Origin of the sequence: Chitinimonas viridis, assembly GCF_030409555.1 — a bacterium.
Lineage (GTDB): Bacteria > Pseudomonadota > Gammaproteobacteria > Burkholderiales > Chitinimonadaceae > Chitinimonas > Chitinimonas viridis.
The window spans coordinates 502,294-519,180 of record NZ_JAUFPU010000018.1 but is presented as its reverse complement, the minus strand read 5'-3'; the positions used below and the strand labels follow the sequence as shown (position 1 = coordinate 519,180).

Sequence of the window (16,887 nt, the reverse complement as noted above, 5' to 3'; positions counted from 1 at the left end):
CAAGATGACCGCTACATGAAACCTGTCTGGATCATTGATGACGACCGTTCCATCCGCTGGGTGTTCGAGAAGGCACTGGGCCGCGAGGGCATTGCCTTTCACTGCTATGCCTCGGCCAGCGAAGCAGTCGATGCCCTGCGGCGCGAAACCCCCTCGGTGGTGGTCAGCGATATCCGCATGCCCGGTGAATCGGGGCTGGATTTACTGGCCCAGCTGAAGGAGCGCTTTCCTCGGCTGCCGGTCATCATCATGACGGCCCATTCCGACCTGGAAAGTGCGGTGGCGGCGTTCCAGGGAGGGGCGTTTGAATACCTGCCCAAGCCGTTTGATGTGGACCACGCGGTAGAGCTGATACGCCGGGCCATGGACGAAAGCCTGAAGCAGGAGGTGGTCGATGCCCCGCTGGAGGAAACCCCGGAGATACTGGGGCAGGCACCGGCCATGCAGGAGGTGTTCCGCGCCATTGGCCGCTTGAGCCAGTCGGCTGCGACCGTGCTGATCACCGGGGAATCGGGCGCCGGCAAGGAGCTGGTGGCGCGTGCCCTGCATCGCCATAGCCCCCGCGCCAGCAAGACCTTTGTGGCCATCAATACGGCGGCCATCCCCAAGGATCTGCTGGAAAGCGAGTTGTTCGGACACGAGCGTGGCGCCTTTACCGGTGCCCAGGCCCAGCGCACCGGCCGGTTCGAGCAGGCCGAGGGTGGCACGCTATTCCTTGATGAAATCGGCGATATGCCGCCCGAGCTGCAGACCCGCTTGCTACGGGTGCTGTCGGACGGCTATTTCTACCGTGTGGGCGGGCATGCACCCATCAAGGCCAATGTGCGGGTGATCGCCGCGACCCACCAGGCCCTGGAAGAGCGGGTCAAGGCCAATCTGTTCCGCGAGGATCTGTTCCATCGCCTCAATGTGATACGGCTGCGCCTGCCAGCCTTGCGCGAGCGGCGCGAGGACATACCGCTGCTGGCCCGGCATTTCCTGGCCAAATCGGCCCGCGAGCTGGGGGCCGAGGTCAAGCGCCTGACTGAGGATGCCATGCGCCTGCTGGCCGGGTTTGATTTCCCCGGCAATGTGCGGCAACTGGAGAACCTCTGCCACTGGATTACCGTGATGGCCCCCGGCCAGGCGGTAGGGGTGAACGACCTGCCGCCAGAACTCAAGGGCGAGGGGGCAAGTGGCGGTGGGGTGGGCGATTGGGTGACGCAGCTGGCTGCCGAGGCAGACCGTCGGCTGCGGGCCGGCGAGCGGGGGTTTATCGACGACCTGACACAGCTGTTCGAGCGCACCCTGATATTGCGGGCGCTGGCGGCTACCGGCGGCAAGCGTATCGAGGCGGCCGAAAGGCTGGGGCTGGGGCGCAATACCCTGACCCGCAAAATCCAGGAACTGGGGCTGGAGCGCGAAATCGGCGGTGAGTGACCACGAGGTGCGGATAACAAAGTATGAACAAAGGCGCATGAGGGTATGCGCCTTTTGCTTTTTGGGGGACGTCTGCATGAATTGCATTCATATGCTTAGTACCCTTTGGCCGCCGGAGGGGCACGCCCGGCGTGTTAGAATTTGCGCCTTTCCCTCGCAATATCAAACGCTTCCATGACCTCACGCCGCACCCAGCTGACCGACCTGTTGCAACAACGCATCCTGATACTGGATGGCGGCATGGGGACCATGATACAGCGTCATCTACTGGACGAAAGAGGCTACCGGGGCACCCGTTTTGCCGACTGGCCCAGCGACCTCAAGGGCAACAACGACCTACTGACGATTACCCGCCCCGACATCATAGGCGGCATCCACCAGGCTTATCTGGATGCCGGCGCCGACATCATCGAGACCAACAGCTTCAACGCCACCAGCATCGCCATGGCCGATTACGACATGCAGTCGCTGGTGCATGAGCTGAACTTTGAGGCAGCCAGGCTGGTAAAGGAATTGTGCCAGGCGCAGACGGCCCGTACGCCGGAGAAGCCGCGCTTTTGTGCCGGGGTGCTGGGGCCGACCAACCGTACTTGCTCCATCAGCCCGGACGTGAACGATCCTGGCTATCGCAATGTCACTTTCGACGCCCTGGTCGAAAGCTATACCGAGGCCATTGATGGCCTGGTGCTGGGGGGCGCCGATCTGCTGCTGGTCGAGACGGTGTTCGACACCCTCAACGCCAAGGCGGCGGTGTTTGCCATCCATCAGTACTTTGATGAGCGCCCCGGCGTGGAGCGGCTGCCCATCATGGTATCTGGCACCATTACCGACCAGTCTGGCCGCACCCTGACCGGCCAGACCACGGAAGCTTTTTATAACTCTTTGCGCCACGCCGATGCCATCAGCTATGGCTTGAACTGCGCGCTGGGGCCGGATCTGTTGCGCCCCTATGTGGAAGAGATCGCCCGGGTGGCCGAGAGCTTTGTCTCGGTGCATGCCAATGCTGGCCTGCCCAACGAGTTCGGTGGCTATGACCTGTCACCCGAGGTGATGGCCGTACAGGTCAAGGAGTGGGCCGAATCGGGCCTGGTCAATATCGTCGGTGGCTGCTGTGGCACCACGCCTGAGCATATAGCCGCCATTGCCCAGGCGGTGGCGCAGGTCGCACCGCGACCGTTGCCTGAGATCGAAGCCAAGGCCAGGCTGTCCGGCCTGGAGCCTTTCAATATCGGCGACGGTGATCTGTTCGTGAACGTAGGGGAGCGTACCAACGTCACCGGCTCGCGCGCTTTTGCCAAGCTGATCCTGGCTGGCGACTATCCGGCTGCGCTGGAGGTGGCCCGCCAGCAGGTGGTGAACGGTGCCCAGGTCATCGACATCAATATGGACGAAGGCATGCTGGATGCCGAGAAGGCCATGGTGACCTTTCTCAACCTGATTGCTTCCGAGCCTGATATCAGCCGGGTGCCCATCATGATCGACTCGTCCAAGTGGACGGTGATCGAGGCGGGCCTCAAGTGCATACAGGGCAAGGGCATCGTCAACTCCATCTCGCTGAAGGAAGGCTACGAGGAGTTCGTCAAGCACGCGCGCCTGGTCAAGCGCTATGGCGCAGCCGTGATCGTGATGGCCTTCGACGAAGCTGGCCAGGCTGATACTTATGCCCGCAAGGTCGAGATCTGCGAGCGCAGCTACCGTGTGCTGGTGGACGAGGTCGGGTTCGATCCGGCCGACATCATCTTCGACCCCAATATCTTTGCCGTGGCCACAGGCATAGAAGAGCATGCCAAGTATGGGCTGGACTTCATCGAGGCGACCGGCTGGATCAAGCAGAGCCTGCCGCACGCCAAGATATCGGGCGGCGTCTCCAATGTGTCGTTCAGCTTCCGCGGCAACAACAAGGTGCGCGAGGCCATCCACGCGGTGTTCCTCTATCACGCCATCCAGCGCGGCATGACCATGGGCATCGTCAATGCCGGTGCGCTGGAGGTGTATGAGGAGGTGCCAGCGGAACTGCGCGAGGCCATCGAGGATGTGGTGCTGAACCGGCAGGCACGGGATGGCGGCGATACCACCGAGAAACTGATCGCCCTGGCCGAGCGCTTCAAGGGCGATGCGGCCCAGGCCCAGGGCGAAGACCTGGCCTGGCGTAGCGGCAGCCTGCAGGATCGCATCACCCATGCCCTGGTCAAGGGCATCACCACCTATATCGTCGAGGACACCGAAGAGGCGCGGCTGAGCCTGCCACGGCCCATCAATGTGATTGAAGGCCCCTTGATGAACGGCATGAACCATGTGGGCGACCTGTTCGGCTCGGGCAAGATGTTCCTGCCCCAGGTGGTCAAGTCGGCCCGTGTCATGAAGGCGGCGGTTGCCTATCTGGAGCCTTTCATCGAGGAAGAGAAGCGGCGCCTGGGCATATCGGATTCGTCGGCCAAGGGCCGTATCGTGATGGCCACGGTCAAGGGCGATGTGCATGATATCGGCAAGAACATCGTGGGCGTGGTGCTGCGCTGTAACAACTACGAGGTGATAGACCTTGGGGTCATGGTGCCGGCGCAGAAGATATTGGATACCGCCCGCGAGGTGAAGGCTGACATCATCGGCCTGTCCGGCCTGATCACCCCTTCGCTGGAGGAAATGGCCCACATGGCCAAGGAGATGGCGCGCCAGGGCTTTGATATCCCGCTGCTGATCGGTGGCGCCACCACCTCCAAGGTGCATACCGCCGTCAAGATATCGCCCAACTATGGCCACCCGGTGGTCTATGTGCCCGATGCCAGCCGTGCAGTGGGCGTCTGCTCCAACCTGCTGTCAGAAGACCTCAGCGCACCCTTTGTGCAGAAGGTGGCGGAAGAGTACGACAATATACGCACCATCCATGCCAACAAGGGCAAGCTGGATCTGCTCAAGCTGGCTGATGCCCGCGCCAATGCCTTTGCGGTGGACTGGGCTGCCTATACGCCGCCCCGTCCACGGCAGTTGGGGGTGATGCGATTCGAGCACTACCCGCTGGCCGAGATTGCCGAGTACATAGACTGGAGCCCCTTCTTCAATGCCTGGGAACTGTTTGGCAAGTACCCGCGCATCCTGGAGGACGAGGTAGTCGGGGAATCGGCCCGCAGTCTGTTTGCCGAGGGACAGGCCATGCTGGCGCAGATGATTGCGGGCGACTGGGTGCAGGCGAACGGCGTGATCGGCTTGTTCCCAGCCAATAGCGTGGGTGACGATATCGAGTTGTACGACCCCGCCAGCGGCGACAAGCTGATGGTCATGCATTGCCTGCGCCAGCAAAACCGCAAGGCGGAAGGCAAGCCTAACTGGTGCCTGGCCGACTTCGTGGCACCCAAGACCTGCGGCAAGGCGGATTACGTGGGCTTGTTTGCCGTTACCGCTGGACTCAATATCGATCCTCATGTGAAACGCTTTGAGGATGCCAACGACGACTACAGCGCCATCATGGTCAAGGCGTTGGCCGACCGCCTGGCCGAGGCCTTTGCCGAGCTGATGCATACCAAGGTGCGGCGCGAGCTGTGGGGCTATGCCGAGGGCGAGCAGCTGGACAACGAGGCCATGATAGAGGAGCGCTACCAGGGCATACGCCCGGCGCCCGGCTACCCGGCTTGCCCCGACCACACCACCAAGACCGACCTGTTCCGCCTGCTGGGTGCCGAAGGCATAGGCATGGAGCTGACCGAGGGTTATGCCATGTTGCCCACCGCCGCAGTCAGCGGGCTGTATTTCAGTCATCCCCAGTCGCAGTACTTTGCCGTGGGCAAGCTGGAGAAAGATCAGGTCGAGGATTACGCCGCACGCCGTGGCGTCAGGGTGGAGCAGGCTGAGCGCGATCTGGCACCGAACCTGGGGTACAACGCCTAGGCGGCGCCGCGCAGACTATCCATGGCTTGACCTGGGCGGTGGCTCGGCATGGCTCAGCCCGGTGCCGGGCCGTCCGAATCGCCAGCCTGCAGCTCGGGCTGGCACAGCATCTGCAGTTCGCTGAGTGGATGGCCGCCCGCCAGCAGGCGGCTCATCAGCGTGGCCATGTGCTTGCCGGTGCGGTGCTGGGTGGGCTGCACCACCGATGTGATGTGCTGGGTCAGCAGGGTATCGGGCGGGATGCCGTCGTAGACGATGACGGAGATATCCCGGCCCATGACGATGCCGCGATCCAGCAGGGCGCGGACGGCGCCCACCCCCGCCAGGTTGTTGTCCACGATGACGGCGCTGGGGCGCTGGTCCTGGTCCAGCAGGCCCATCATGGCCTGATAGCCGCTGCGGCGCGCCAGGCCCGCCTGCAACAGCCATTGGCTGGCGACCGGCAGGCCTGCCTCGGCCATGCCGCGTAGAAAGCCGGCGTGGCGTTGATGGGCGAAGTTGTAGTGCAGCGAGGCGTGGATATAGCCGATATGGCGATGGCCCAAGCCGGCCAAGCGCGCCACTGCCAGCACGCTACCGGCTTCGTTGTCGAAATCGAACCAGGGGTAAGCCTGGCAGTCGGCGCTGCGGCCGTAGGCGAGAAAGGGCACGCCCGCCTGCTGCAGATAATCGATGCGCTCGTCCTGGCAGAGGGTGCGGGCCACGATAAAGGCATCGACCCGGCGCCCATGCACCAGCCTGTCGTAGGTATCGAGCTCACCCTTGTGGGTGGCCGAGGCCAGCAGCAGGTCCATATTCACTTCCATCAGGCCTTCGGTCAGGCCAGACACCACCTGCAGAAAACGCGGGTCGGCCACATCGTCGGCTTCCAGCGGGTAGACGATGCCGATGGCGTTGGCACGCCCCATGGCCAGGCTGCGCGCGACCGGATTGGGCTGGTAGCCCAGGGCCTGGGCAGCCTCCACCACGCGTTGCCGCGTTTTGGCGCTGACGTCGGAATAGCCGTTGAGTGCGCGGCTGACGGTAGTGGCGGAAAGGTTGAGATGGGCGGCGAGGGCTTTGAGATCCATGGCGGTGCAACGTTATCACGGCGGCGCGCTGGGCTGCACAAACGGTTGCCACAAAAAAAGCAGGCGCGTAGCAAGCTGTGGTTTAAGCAGCCAACTAACCGCGCCAGAGAGGAGTGAACAGCAAAGCAGCCCTGGGGGCTACTTCAAAAAAAGTGTCGGACATACCCTGTTGGGGTATTGCCATGGGGATTCCCACGCCGGTGGTAAAACACCCAAAGCGGTTTGGATGATAACCCAAAACGCTTTGGTAAGTAAGCTACATTTTAATGGCGGTTTTTACAGGGTAAACAGGTAGAGAAATAACAACAAAGCCCCGCTTGTCGCGGGGCTGTCGGGGTTGCGGCGGGTAGCCGATCAGAGCTTGGGGATGCGGATGCGGCTGATCATCAGCGAGCCGGAAATAGCAAACATCAGTACCAGCGGATGGAAGCGGAAACCGCCGATATGGTAGACGCCGAACCACAGCTCCGTGCCCAAGGCGCCCTGCCAAACAGCGACGGCCAGCACCCCCACCAGCAATAGCGAGGTGGGGATGGGGGTGCCTTCGAAGTACTTGACCTTGTCGCCACCATCCGAAAGTTTTTCTGCAGTGACGTTGTAGCGGGCCAGGCGCGATACGCCGCAGGCGACAAAGAACAGCAGCACGATGCGATCGAACAGGCCTTGCATGCCGCAGCCATAGGCGATGACGGCCGGTGCCACGCCAAAGGAGATCACATCGGCCAGCGAATCCAGTTCGCGGCCCATGGCCGAGCTTTGCTGGCGCCAACGGGCGATGCGGCCATCCAGCACGTCGAACAGCAGGGCGAAGGGGATCAGGCCGCAGGCGAAGTAGAGGTGCAGGACATCGTGGGTCTGCAGGTAGGTCATGACCGCGAACAGCGAGCCTACGCCACAGAAGGCGTTGGACAGGGTGAACCAGTCTGCCAGGTGGAACTCGCGGATCATCGAAAAGGGTTTGGGGCGATTCATGGTGCTATCCAAAGGCAATATGCCGGGCATGGTAATGGAAAGCGTGCAATTGTGGCGAACGGGAAGTCATGTGATTTTGACGGTTGCGCCGGCTGGCCTATCTATCAACCGCTTGGTGCCAATCGCAAAAGGGCCGGCAGTTGTCTGCCGGCCCCTCAGGTAAGGGGCCATCAACCCCTGCCGGGCTGGGCTTACTGGCTGCGCCGCCAGCTTCCCTCGTTGCCCTCGTCGGTGTAATCCACCCAGACCGAGGCGTAGCCCGCTGCCGCTTTGGCCTGCTTGAGGGCTTCGTTCTCCAGCGGGGTCGCGGGCATGGCGAAGCGGTAGGCGCCGCCGGTCTCGTTGCTGCATGTCAGCCGGCCATCCTGCCAGCGGCCCTGGCTGCGGCTGATCAGCCAGCCGTCGCCATGCAGCTGCTTGCAGGCAAAGGGTTTGGCCTGGCCGCAACTGGCATCGTTATAGCGGCCGTTGTACCAGTTCTCGGCACAATGCTCGCCGCCGCCCCAGTTGTTGGGCTCGTTCACATCCCAGCTCCACACCAGCCTGGCCAGGCGGCCATCACCGGGGGTGAGCATGTCAAAGCCGAACAGATTGGCACCACAACGCATCAGGCCCTCGGTGACCTCGGCGTCTATGCGCATCTTGGGTGCGAACACATCGGCGATTTTGGTGCGGTCTTCATTGAAGCGTACCAGTAGCCGGCGGAAATCGGCGGCGCCAAACTGGGCCGAAGTACAGCTGGGGTAGCGCTGGTACTTGTCCTGATTGTCGGTGGGGTAGCCACTTTCGCTGGTGGCGCCGGTAAACACCCAGCGATTGAAATGGGCCGTGTCCTTGCAGCCATCGGTAATGATCAGCACCCGCTTGCCGGCATTGAGCACGGCCTGTTTGCTCATGCTGGCGGGTATGCCTTGGCAGGCACCGCCGGGGGGCTGGTAGACATCGTTGCCCAGTATGTTCTGGATATGTCGCTGGGCATCGTCGTAGTCGCCACCATTCAGATGGCTTTCCAGGTAAAGCAGCAATGCCTCGGGGTCGTTGCGGGTTTCATCCAGCCAGCGGCGTATCTCGTTCAGACCATCGACAAAGGGGCGGTCGCCAGGCGAGCAGCCGACATTGTTGCCACCGGCATGGCACAGCAGGATGTCGTTGCGCCACTGCCAAGGCCAGCCCCGCATGTTGAAGTAGGAATGGATATCCAGCTCCAGCCCACGGGCTCCCATACGCAGCTGGTCGTAGATGCTATGGATATGGTTGGGATCGTAGTAGCTCACCGCATTGGTGTAAGCCTTGCTGTTGTATGAGTTGTGCGTGGCCGGCCAGAGCGCCTCGCCTATCGGCGCCTGCCGGTCTATCCGCTCCTGCAGACGCAGTGCCTTGCGCACCCAGCTGTGCTGAAAGTCATCTACCTCTCCAGCCAGCAGCGGCAGTGCCATGCAAGTGGCCAGCGCGCCGGCCAGCCATGTACCCAGCTTTACCATGTTGTCTCCTTTGTTGTTTTGACACGGTCAAGCAAACGCTTGGCCGAAACATTGTTTTAGCAGAGAACGTGGACAATGCGATGACAGCGGAGAGGGTGTGGCTATGCCGCCTCACAAGGCGAGAGGGGGCATCCACACGACGCTGCCTGCACGCGCAGGGCGAGCAAGCAGCAAAAAGCCGACCCCGGCTAGACCGGAATCGGCTTGTCTTGCCACGGTGGTGCTGCCACCGTTGGCGGGTACTGCGCTGATCAGCCTGGTTGGCGGATCAGTTCACCGTGCGGTTGGCTGCACGGGTACCAGGCAGGTAGGCGTTACCGAAGTAACGGGCACTACCCTGGCCCAGACGGGACTGGAAGCTGACCTGGAATTGGCGACCTACGCATTCCACGGCCAATACTTCAAAGCGGATGGACTCGCCGTGACGATCCTGGACGAAATGGTCGCCGGCCTTCAGTTCTTGAACTTTCATACTTGTTTCCTATTTTTTGTTTTTTGTAGCGCACCGGTGCGTTGCCGGGCTGCATTGCAGCTAGACCGTGTGTTCCAGGCCGAGTTCAATTTCGACAACATGGGACGAACGCGATCAGACCCTATCCATGGGTGGCGTACTACGCCACGGCCACGGCAGGCCATGCACTTGCGCCGCTGATATGGACCAAGCCATATCGGGTCAAATTAGCCAGAACGAGACGGTGTTATCGTAATGCTCGATTGTTACGAGCAGGTTTCGTTTTGGCACGAACCTTCATTACAGCAGAAGTGGGTGCGGATTGCACCATTCGATAAACAAGCAGAAGACATCAGGGAAGGCTGTTCCACGCGTTGGAACATGGCCTGAGAGAACGGCTTGAAGTACTGCAAAGTAAGGCAAACAGCCGGATTGATCCGACTGAAGGCCAAACTTTAACACAATGCATTTGGGCTTGTAAAGCTAAGTGTTTGTTTTTATTAAACGGCGTGTGTTGCGGCTGCGGCTTGTGCCGAATCGGGTACGCCGAACACCCGGTCAAAGCCCCACTGGAAGGCGAAGGCGTAGAAGAAGAAAAACACGAATAAGGCGATGTCGGCGAACAGCGCCTGTATGAGACTTATTTGCAACCACCAGGCCATCAAAGGTACCAGCAGGATCACCAAGCCACCCTCGAAACCGGTGGCATGCAAGGTGCGCCGCCAGAAAGTACGCTCGCGCCGCGACTGCCGCCGCTCCCAGGCTTCGAACAGCAGGTTGAACAGCATATTCCAGCCCAGCGCCACGGTTGAGATCATCAGCGACAGGGCTGCTGAATGCGCCAGCTGCTGCTGGTACACCAGGGCCATGGCCGGGGTGATGAACAGCATGGCAATGGCCTCGTAGCTGATGGCCTGGATGATTTTGCGCAGCGGGCCTTGCATGGTTATGGGGCGATTCCGATATGCAGGGTCGTGCGTACAAGCCTGCTTCGGGCCGGGTACGGCCGTCAAAGGGGAGTGCATGCAGATCAAAGTGGGCACGGATTACGAATGTGCCGAGATTACCTTATTGGAGAAAACGCCGCAGGGGACCATACACGCGGGGGATGCCCGTGTGTCCGTCAGTGTCCGGCTACAGGACTTTGCGGGTAGGCATGACGCAGTCTGGCTGGAGGCCGATGCGCTGCAGGCATTTGTGGTGGATTTGCGCGCGCTGGAGGCGCGTCGGCAGGGGGTGGCGACCTTGCGTAGCATGAGCCCGGATGAATTCGTCCTGACCCTGCGATCCCGCGATACTCTCGGACATCTGGTGGCGGAAGTGTGTTTGGTCAGGCATCAGTACAGCAGTGGGCCGGCGCCGTGGCGCACCCTGGTTTCAGGTGGTTTTGAGCTGGAGCCTGGCGCGTTGGCGGATATCACCGAGGGGTTCGCTAGCTTGTAATGGCTTGCCTGGCCGGGGGGCCATGCCCCATAGTTGACCGCGCTGTGAGCATACACAGGCTCGGCTGGCTGCTAGCGCAGCATTGCCTTTATGGATACCCATACCCAGGAGGAAGCAGATGAAGCATTGGATAGGTCGCTGGCTTATCGGCGTCGCCGTCATCCACACCGTGTTTGGCGTTGCGGTGTTTGGCAAGGAACTGCTGGGCATTGTGCAGCGCGGGGTCTTCGACACCGTGGGCACCGACCCCATGACGGGCGCAGTGGTCTGGTTTGTGCTCTTTGGTGCCGTGCTGTTCATTTGCGGGCAAGCCGTCTCCAGGTTGGAGGCAAGCTTGCCAGCGGGACTGCCCAAGGGTATGGGCTGGAGCTTGCTGGCATTGGGCGTGCTGGGCGTGGTACTGATGCCGGCATCTGGATTCTGGCTGGTGTTCCCGCCGGCCATCGCGATCCTGGTCAAGCGGGGTGGCATGAAGCCGGCGCTGGCATAGCGGCGGGGGCGTGGATTAAATCGGCGTAGCGCCTACTGCCTCAGGTTGCGCTACCCGTCACGCCCAACAATGACTTAAGTCCGTAACAGGCGCTCAAGGAACATCGGCGTAGGCCATGCGGCGCTGGATGATGGCGGCTTTGCGCAGCAGGCGGCGATGGTTGCGGTTTTTGTCGAAGTAGCGCGGGTTGGGCACCATGGCGGCCATCTTGGCGGCCTGGCCGGCGCTGAGGTTGGCCGCGCTGGTCTTGTAGTAATGGCGGGCGGCCGCCTCGGCACCAAACACGCCATTGCCCCACTCGATCACATTCAGATAGATCTCGAAGATGCGCTGCTTGTCCATCACCGCCTCCAGCATCAGCGTGATGGCAGCCTCCTCGGCCTTGCGGAAATAGCTGCGCTTGCCGCTGAGGAAGAGGTTCTTGGCCAGTTGCTGGCTGATGGTGGAGCCGCCGGCCGAGATACGGCCCTTCTTCTGGTTCTTCTCCCAGGCGGCCTGCATGCCTTCCCAGTCAAAACCCTCGTGCTCCAGAAACTTGGCGTCTTCGCCAGCCACCAGCGCCCGTTTCAGATTGGGCGAAATCTTGGCGTAGGGCACCCACACATGTTTGAGCTCCGCATCCGGGTTCTTGTCTTGCAGCACATCAAGTTGCTGATCCATGAACGAGGTTTCGGACGGGTTGTAATACTTCCACCACACCACATGGCCGAACAGCCATAGCTGGTAGGCCAGCAATAGCAGGATAAGAACCAGCAGGGCACGGCCGATCAGGCGTAGGGGTTTCATGGCGGCCGATTATAGCGGGATGGGGTGGCTGTCGGTGCAGCGCGGCAGCGCAAGACTCAGGGCTTGGATTTGGGCTTCTGCTGGTTGACCTTGCGCAAGAAGGCCGCTTGGCGCGAGAAATCGCTGCAATAGTGGCAGATGAACAGATGCAGCCTTAGCCGCAGGCGCTCGCCGGTGCTCAGCGGCCTGTCCATGGATTCGGAGATATAACGGGTGGCTTCCTTGCAGTTCATGCGCTTAATCTTCCCGGCCAAACCAGTTTTTTTCCAGGCACAGGCGCAAGCTCATGCGCGCCCGGTACAACAGCACTGAACAGTTGGTCGCTGTGATATCAAGGTTCTGACAAATTTCTTCTATCTCGTGGCCCAGCGACTCTCGCATGGCGAATACCATGGCGGTGCGCTTGGGCAGGCGCTGGGCGCACTCTTCGTAGACTCGCCAGAAGTCTTGCTGTTCCAGCGCGGCTTCGGGGTTGGCCCAGGTGCGTGGGCCGTCGCTGCCCCAGTGGCCGGTCTTGTCGAACAGGCTGTCAAAGTCGCTCAATTCGCCTTCATCATCGAGCTTGTCGTCCAGTTGGAACGGGTCTCGGCATAGCTTGCGCTGGGCGTCGATGATCTTGTGCTTGAGTATGCCGGTTAGCCAGGTCTTGATGCTGGATTGGGCGGCAAAGCCGGATTTGGCCTGTATGGCTGCCAGCAGGGTGTCCTGCACGGCTTCTTCGGCGGCGGCTTCATCACGCAGGCGGTACAGGGCATAACGCAGCAGATAGTCGCGGAACTCCGCCAGCTGGCGGTCATCGGGCGTAGTCAAAGGTTGTCGGCTTCCACGCGGTTGCGGCCATTGGCCTTGGCACGATAGAGGGCGGCATCGGCTGCAATCAGCAGCGACTGTAATTCCTTGTCGTCTTCCTGCATCTGCGCCGCGCCCACGCTCACCGTGAACTCGATCAGGGTGCCATCTTCCAGGGTCAGCGGTGCATTTTCAACTGCTTCGCGTATTCGCTCGGCGGCTTCGATGGCGTGCTCCAGATTCGTTTCGGGCAATACCGCCACAAATTCCTCACCTCCCAGCCGCACCGCCAGGTCGCCCTGCCGCAGGGTAACCTCCAGCAGGCGGGCCAGCCGTACCAGCACCTCGTCACCCACCGCGTGGCCATGGATATCGTTTACCTGCTTGAAGTGATCAATGTCTATCATCAGCAGGGAGAACGGACGCCGGTGCCGTCGTGCCAGCTCGAAGGTCTCGCTGCCGCGCTCGAAGAAGCGACGGCGGTTGGCCAGGCCGGTCAGGGAGTCGGTACCAGCTTCGTGGCTCAGCCGGGTTTCACGCACATGGCGGCTGGTCACGTCGATCAGGCTGACCAGCACATCGTCGCCTTCGCTGTCGCCATCACCGTCCAGCACCGTGGCCGACAGGATGACCCAGCGCTCGCTGTCACCATTGCGTACGGCGTACTCCAGCTCACGCAGGGTGGTGGCTTCGTGCAGGGCCTTGCGGCAGGCGCGCCACTCCTCCGGCCGTACAAACAGCTCGGCCAGCTCCTTGCCGGCCATGTCCTCGGCGGCCATGCCAAACAGCAAGCCCATGTCTGGGTTCACATAGCGTATGCGGTCATGGGTAAAGTCGATCAGGCCCAGTGCGCAGGGCGAGGCTTCGACCATGCTGCGCATGCGGGACTCCTGGGCTGCCAGCCTGGCCTCGCGCTCGGCCAGCAGCTTGGCATGCCGGCCGCTTTGCCACAGCAGGTACATGAGCCAGCCACCAAAGGCCAGCAGGCTGATCATGCCAAACACGCACACCAGCAAGGCGGCCCGCCATTCCGCCAAGTAATCCCGCTCCGACAGGCCCACGCCCAGGATAAAAGGGTACTCTGCCAGCTTGCGCACCCCCGACAGGCGTCGCTCATTATCAAGTGGCGATACCACGAAGTAGGTCTGGTCACGCAGCCCGCTAGGTTGCATCTGGCTGGGCTGCACCTGGGTGCCCAGGCTGGCACGATCGGTCAGAGGTTCGCGAGCGATCAGGCGATACTGGGTATCCATCAGGATGACCGAACCATATTGGCCCAACTCAATACCTGTCAGGTGGCGTTGCCAAGCATCCAGGTGCACGCCGGCCACCACGATGGCGTGCAGCTTGCCCTGGTCATCGAGTACTGGCCTGGCGAACACCGTGCCTAGCTTGCCCGTTGTGCGCAGCGTATAGGGCGGCGAGATGACCAGCCGCAGGCTGGGGTTGGCAATCAGTTGCCGGATGAAGGGGAGGTCGGAAAAGTTGTCGCCACGGTTGGCCTTGGCCGAGTAGGCTACCCGGCCTTGTGGATCCAATATGGTCAGTACGGTCACATGGGGCAGGCGCTCCGGCTTGTGCCGCAGCATCATGATGGCTTCAAAACCCGTCGGCTCGCTCCACTCCAGTGGCGGCGCCATGGGCATGCGTGCCGCATCGCGGGCAATATCGTCCAGCATCAGATCGATCTCGCGATTGGTGGCCAGTACTCTTTGTTCCAGCAGGCGGGCGGCATTGTCTGCTTCGGCTGCCGCCCTTTGCCCGGCGCTCTGGTGGCTGTTCTGCAACCACCAGATCGTCATCGACGCTACCAGTACCAGCAATAGCGTGACACCCGCCATGGCCAGCCGGGTGCCGCGCGGTAGCGCGTGGTAATAGTAGGCAATCAGTCGCTTGGGCACAGTCAACCAGTCATGCACGGGACAGGACATCTACATCCTAGAGCCTGGCAGCAGTGATTGCATCCACGTATGGCGGATAGCGGCATCGTGCAGGTCATGTTGCCGGTTAGCTGGTCAGCGCATCATGGTTTGCGCGGCAGGATCGTGGTGTCCCACAGCAGGGGCCAATCCATCAGCGCCATGCCACCGCAGCGGCCCTGGTGGCTGTAGTGGCTCAGCAGAAAATGGCTACCGTTGAACACCCAGCTGGTGCTATCGCCGCAGTCGCCTAGGCCCCGGCCCTTGCCATACTGGCTCAGCGTCTGGCTGGCGCTGTCATAGCTGGCATTCATGACCCAATAGCCCGGCTGCAGCAAGGTGCCCAGGCCAGGCAGATTCACCCGCACCGGCCTGGCCTTGCCCTGCCGTTGGGTACGATACACCACGTAGGAGGTGTTGTAGGCGCCCTGGCCGCACTGCAGCAGGACGATGGCCTCGCGGGGGGAGAGCGCCGATACCTCGCCATCGGGCTGGGTATTGCCCTCCATCACGCAGTCGGGTTCCAGCTTGCGCACGGCATGCAGCAGGCGGGCAGCTTCCTCGTCGTCCACGGTAGGGCTACCCGGCGCGCCTGGGCGCAGCACGGGCAGGGCTCGGGCCGGTGGAATGCTGCTGGCGGGCTTGTTGCCAACGCGCAGCAGGGCATGGCGGCTGCCCAACCGGCCCTGTGCTTCGTCTACCAACAGGAGCGAGGCGGCCAGGCCGTCGGCATTGAAGTTGGCCAGCACTTCGCCCTGGCTGCCGGTCAACGCCAGCGTCTGCTTGCGGCTGATGGCCGCCAGCAGCTTGCGTGCTGCAGCATCGTCCAGGCTATGGATTTCTGCGTAGTCGTCGGCTTCCTGCTGTAGCGCCCATGCCTCCGAGGACAAGGGCAGGCCACCCAGGCGTAGTGGCTGTGGCGGCACTTTGCCGGTGGTCTGAAAGCCCAGTGTCAACGAGGTCTCGCCCGCCGGCCCGGGCGCCTGCTCCAGCAGCATCACGGTGGTGCCCGCGTACTGGTCAAAGCCCTTGGCTACGCAGTGACCGCTGTTGCTGCAGGCCACCAGCCAATCCTTGAACTCGCGGTAAACCGGCAAGGTGGCGGCTTGGCTGGCCAGATGGGTGGCGGCAAGAGCGGCAATCAGCAGAGTAGGGCGCATGGGGGCAGTGGTGTGTGGGTGATGGGCGACGCTGGGCATCACGCGTCGTCGCGATACAGTCTGGCTGCTTGGACGCTAAGGCCTCTGGAAGCGCCCTGGCGGGTTCAACAGCCAGGGTCGTCGGGAGCAATGTAGTTGAAAGCACCGGCCTCGCCTACCAGCTCACCCGCCTGGGCCAAGCTGGAGAGATAGAGCACCAGCTTGCCGCGTGCTTGGTCGTGGTCCAAAAGCAGGTCCAGCCGGCCATCGCCGTCCAGATCGCCGGCCCAGTGCAGATAGCTCTTGGCTAGCAGCGGCATGCCGCCATCAATGCCAAAGGTTACCTCGCCCAGGTTCTGCTTGCGGCCATAGGCGCGCAGTTCCAGCTGCGATTCGGTGGGCTGGTTGGTCTCGCCGTGGCGCTCAGGCTCGTCGGCCAGGACGGGCACGATGGTGGCGCTACCTTTGTCCAGCTTGATGCGAACGGTCTCCGAGCCGGTTCCCTTCTTCTGGCTGACCGGGTACGCATCCATGCCCTGGTGCAGCCAGGTCTTGACCGGGCCAGATGCCAGCTTCAGTGCCACCTGGGCCGGCTTGGGCTTGAACAGCGCCAGCAGCACAGTGTTGCCGGCCGTAGCGGCATCGGGCTGGTCCAGCTGGTAGGGTAGCGGCGACCAGCTCAGGTACTGGCCGGGCATGGACGGCCCATCATAAGTAGGGTGCTTGAGGTGGCGCAGGCTAAGCTGCGTCGCAGTCAGCGTGCAGGTATCCTGGCAGGCCAAGGCCCACCAGCCACTGCCGGCCTTGAAATGGCGGCCCGCCAGATGCTTGCCGGCCGGCCATTGGGCGGCGGTCGCATCGGCAGGGCGGGACAGGCGGCCATCCATCAGCACGATGGCACCGTTGGTGGGGTCGGGGTGGGTGGCGCTGGGGTCGTAGCCCCGCTCTGTGTCGTCGGCCAGGGTAAGGGTGCTGGTCAGCAGCAGGCCAAGCAGGGCGGGGCGGTACAGAAGTGTCAGGGGCATGGTAGCCAGGGGCTCAAAGGGTTT

General features: G+C 62.1%; 15 protein-coding genes. 4 read left to right on the top strand and 11 right to left on the bottom strand.

Annotation, left to right across the window (positions count from 1 at the left end; translation table 11 throughout):
- The first annotated feature begins 15 nt into the window (after positions 1-15).
- Positions 16-1,419, top strand: coding sequence for a nitrogen regulation protein NR(I) (gene ntrC, locus QWZ03_RS15605; protein ID WP_290333564.1), 1,404 nt, complete (start codon positions 16-18; stop codon positions 1,417-1,419).
- Positions 1,420-1,593: 174 nt separating this feature from the next.
- Positions 1,594-5,298, top strand: coding sequence for a methionine synthase (gene metH, locus QWZ03_RS15600; protein ID WP_290333563.1), 3,705 nt, complete (start codon positions 1,594-1,596; stop codon positions 5,296-5,298).
- Between the two features lie 53 nt (positions 5,299-5,351).
- Here the strand turns inward: metH and QWZ03_RS15595 are convergent, their stop codons facing one another.
- From QWZ03_RS15595 to QWZ03_RS15575, 5 genes are all read right to left on the bottom strand, one after another.
- On the bottom strand, positions 5,352-6,368 hold the full coding sequence (locus QWZ03_RS15595; RefSeq protein WP_290333562.1) for a substrate-binding domain-containing protein: 1,017 nt from the start codon (positions 6,366-6,368) through the stop codon (positions 5,352-5,354).
- A 354-nt stretch (positions 6,369-6,722) separates the two neighbouring features.
- The gene (gene pssA / locus QWZ03_RS15590; RefSeq protein WP_284195208.1) at positions 6,723-7,340 is read right to left on the bottom strand and encodes a CDP-diacylglycerol--serine O-phosphatidyltransferase; all 618 of its coding nucleotides are present in this window, start codon (positions 7,338-7,340) and stop codon (positions 6,723-6,725) included.
- 191 nt (positions 7,341-7,531) lie between these two features.
- Positions 7,532-8,821, bottom strand: a complete 1,290-nt coding sequence (locus tag QWZ03_RS15585) for a phosphoinositide-specific phospholipase C-related protein (protein WP_290333561.1) — start codon at positions 8,819-8,821, stop codon at positions 7,532-7,534.
- Positions 8,822-9,089: 268 nt separating this feature from the next.
- A complete protein-coding gene (locus QWZ03_RS15580; protein WP_284195206.1) occupies positions 9,090-9,293 on the bottom strand; it encodes a hypothetical protein in 204 nt (67 codons plus the stop codon).
- Positions 9,294-9,772: 479 nt separating this feature from the next.
- The gene (locus tag QWZ03_RS15575) at positions 9,773-10,216 is read right to left on the bottom strand and encodes a PACE efflux transporter (RefSeq protein WP_290333560.1); all 444 of its coding nucleotides are present in this window, start codon (positions 10,214-10,216) and stop codon (positions 9,773-9,775) included.
- Between the two features lie 79 nt (positions 10,217-10,295).
- On the opposite strand from QWZ03_RS15575, the gene QWZ03_RS15570 reads away from it, so the two are divergent.
- Both QWZ03_RS15570 and QWZ03_RS15565 read left to right on the top strand, forming a co-directional pair.
- A complete protein-coding gene (locus tag QWZ03_RS15570) occupies positions 10,296-10,715 on the top strand; it encodes a hypothetical protein (RefSeq protein ID WP_290333559.1) in 420 nt (139 codons plus the stop codon).
- A gap of 118 nt (positions 10,716-10,833) precedes the next feature.
- A complete protein-coding gene (locus QWZ03_RS15565) occupies positions 10,834-11,205 on the top strand; it encodes a DUF6463 family protein (protein WP_290333558.1) in 372 nt (123 codons plus the stop codon).
- A 93-nt stretch (positions 11,206-11,298) separates the two neighbouring features.
- On the opposite strand, the gene mtgA is transcribed toward QWZ03_RS15565, so the two are convergent.
- The 6 genes from mtgA to QWZ03_RS15535 all read right to left on the bottom strand — a co-directional run bounded on the left by mtgA (position 11,299) and on the right by QWZ03_RS15535 (position 16,863).
- Entirely contained in the window at positions 11,299-11,991 is a 693-nt protein-coding gene (gene mtgA / locus QWZ03_RS15560; RefSeq protein ID WP_290333557.1) for a monofunctional biosynthetic peptidoglycan transglycosylase, read from the bottom strand.
- A 56-nt stretch (positions 11,992-12,047) separates the two neighbouring features.
- Positions 12,048-12,224: a zf-HC2 domain-containing protein gene (locus tag QWZ03_RS15555; protein ID WP_290333556.1), complete on the bottom strand. Its 177-nt coding sequence runs from the start codon at positions 12,222-12,224 to the stop codon at positions 12,048-12,050.
- Positions 12,225-12,228: 4 nt separating this feature from the next.
- The gene (locus QWZ03_RS15550) at positions 12,229-12,801 is read right to left on the bottom strand and encodes a sigma-70 family RNA polymerase sigma factor (RefSeq protein ID WP_290333555.1); all 573 of its coding nucleotides are present in this window, start codon (positions 12,799-12,801) and stop codon (positions 12,229-12,231) included.
- Positions 12,798-14,711, bottom strand: coding sequence for a diguanylate cyclase (locus QWZ03_RS15545; protein ID WP_290333554.1), 1,914 nt, complete (start codon positions 14,709-14,711; stop codon positions 12,798-12,800). Before QWZ03_RS15545 ends, QWZ03_RS15550 begins: the two co-directional genes overlap by 4 nt.
- Before the next feature lie 92 nt (positions 14,712-14,803).
- A complete protein-coding gene (locus tag QWZ03_RS15540; protein WP_290333553.1) occupies positions 14,804-15,859 on the bottom strand; it encodes a DUF1176 domain-containing protein in 1,056 nt (351 codons plus the stop codon).
- Positions 15,860-15,963: 104 nt separating this feature from the next.
- Positions 15,964-16,863: a hypothetical protein gene (locus tag QWZ03_RS15535; RefSeq protein WP_290333552.1), complete on the bottom strand. Its 900-nt coding sequence runs from the start codon at positions 16,861-16,863 to the stop codon at positions 15,964-15,966.
- Positions 16,864-16,887: the final 24 nt, after the last annotated feature.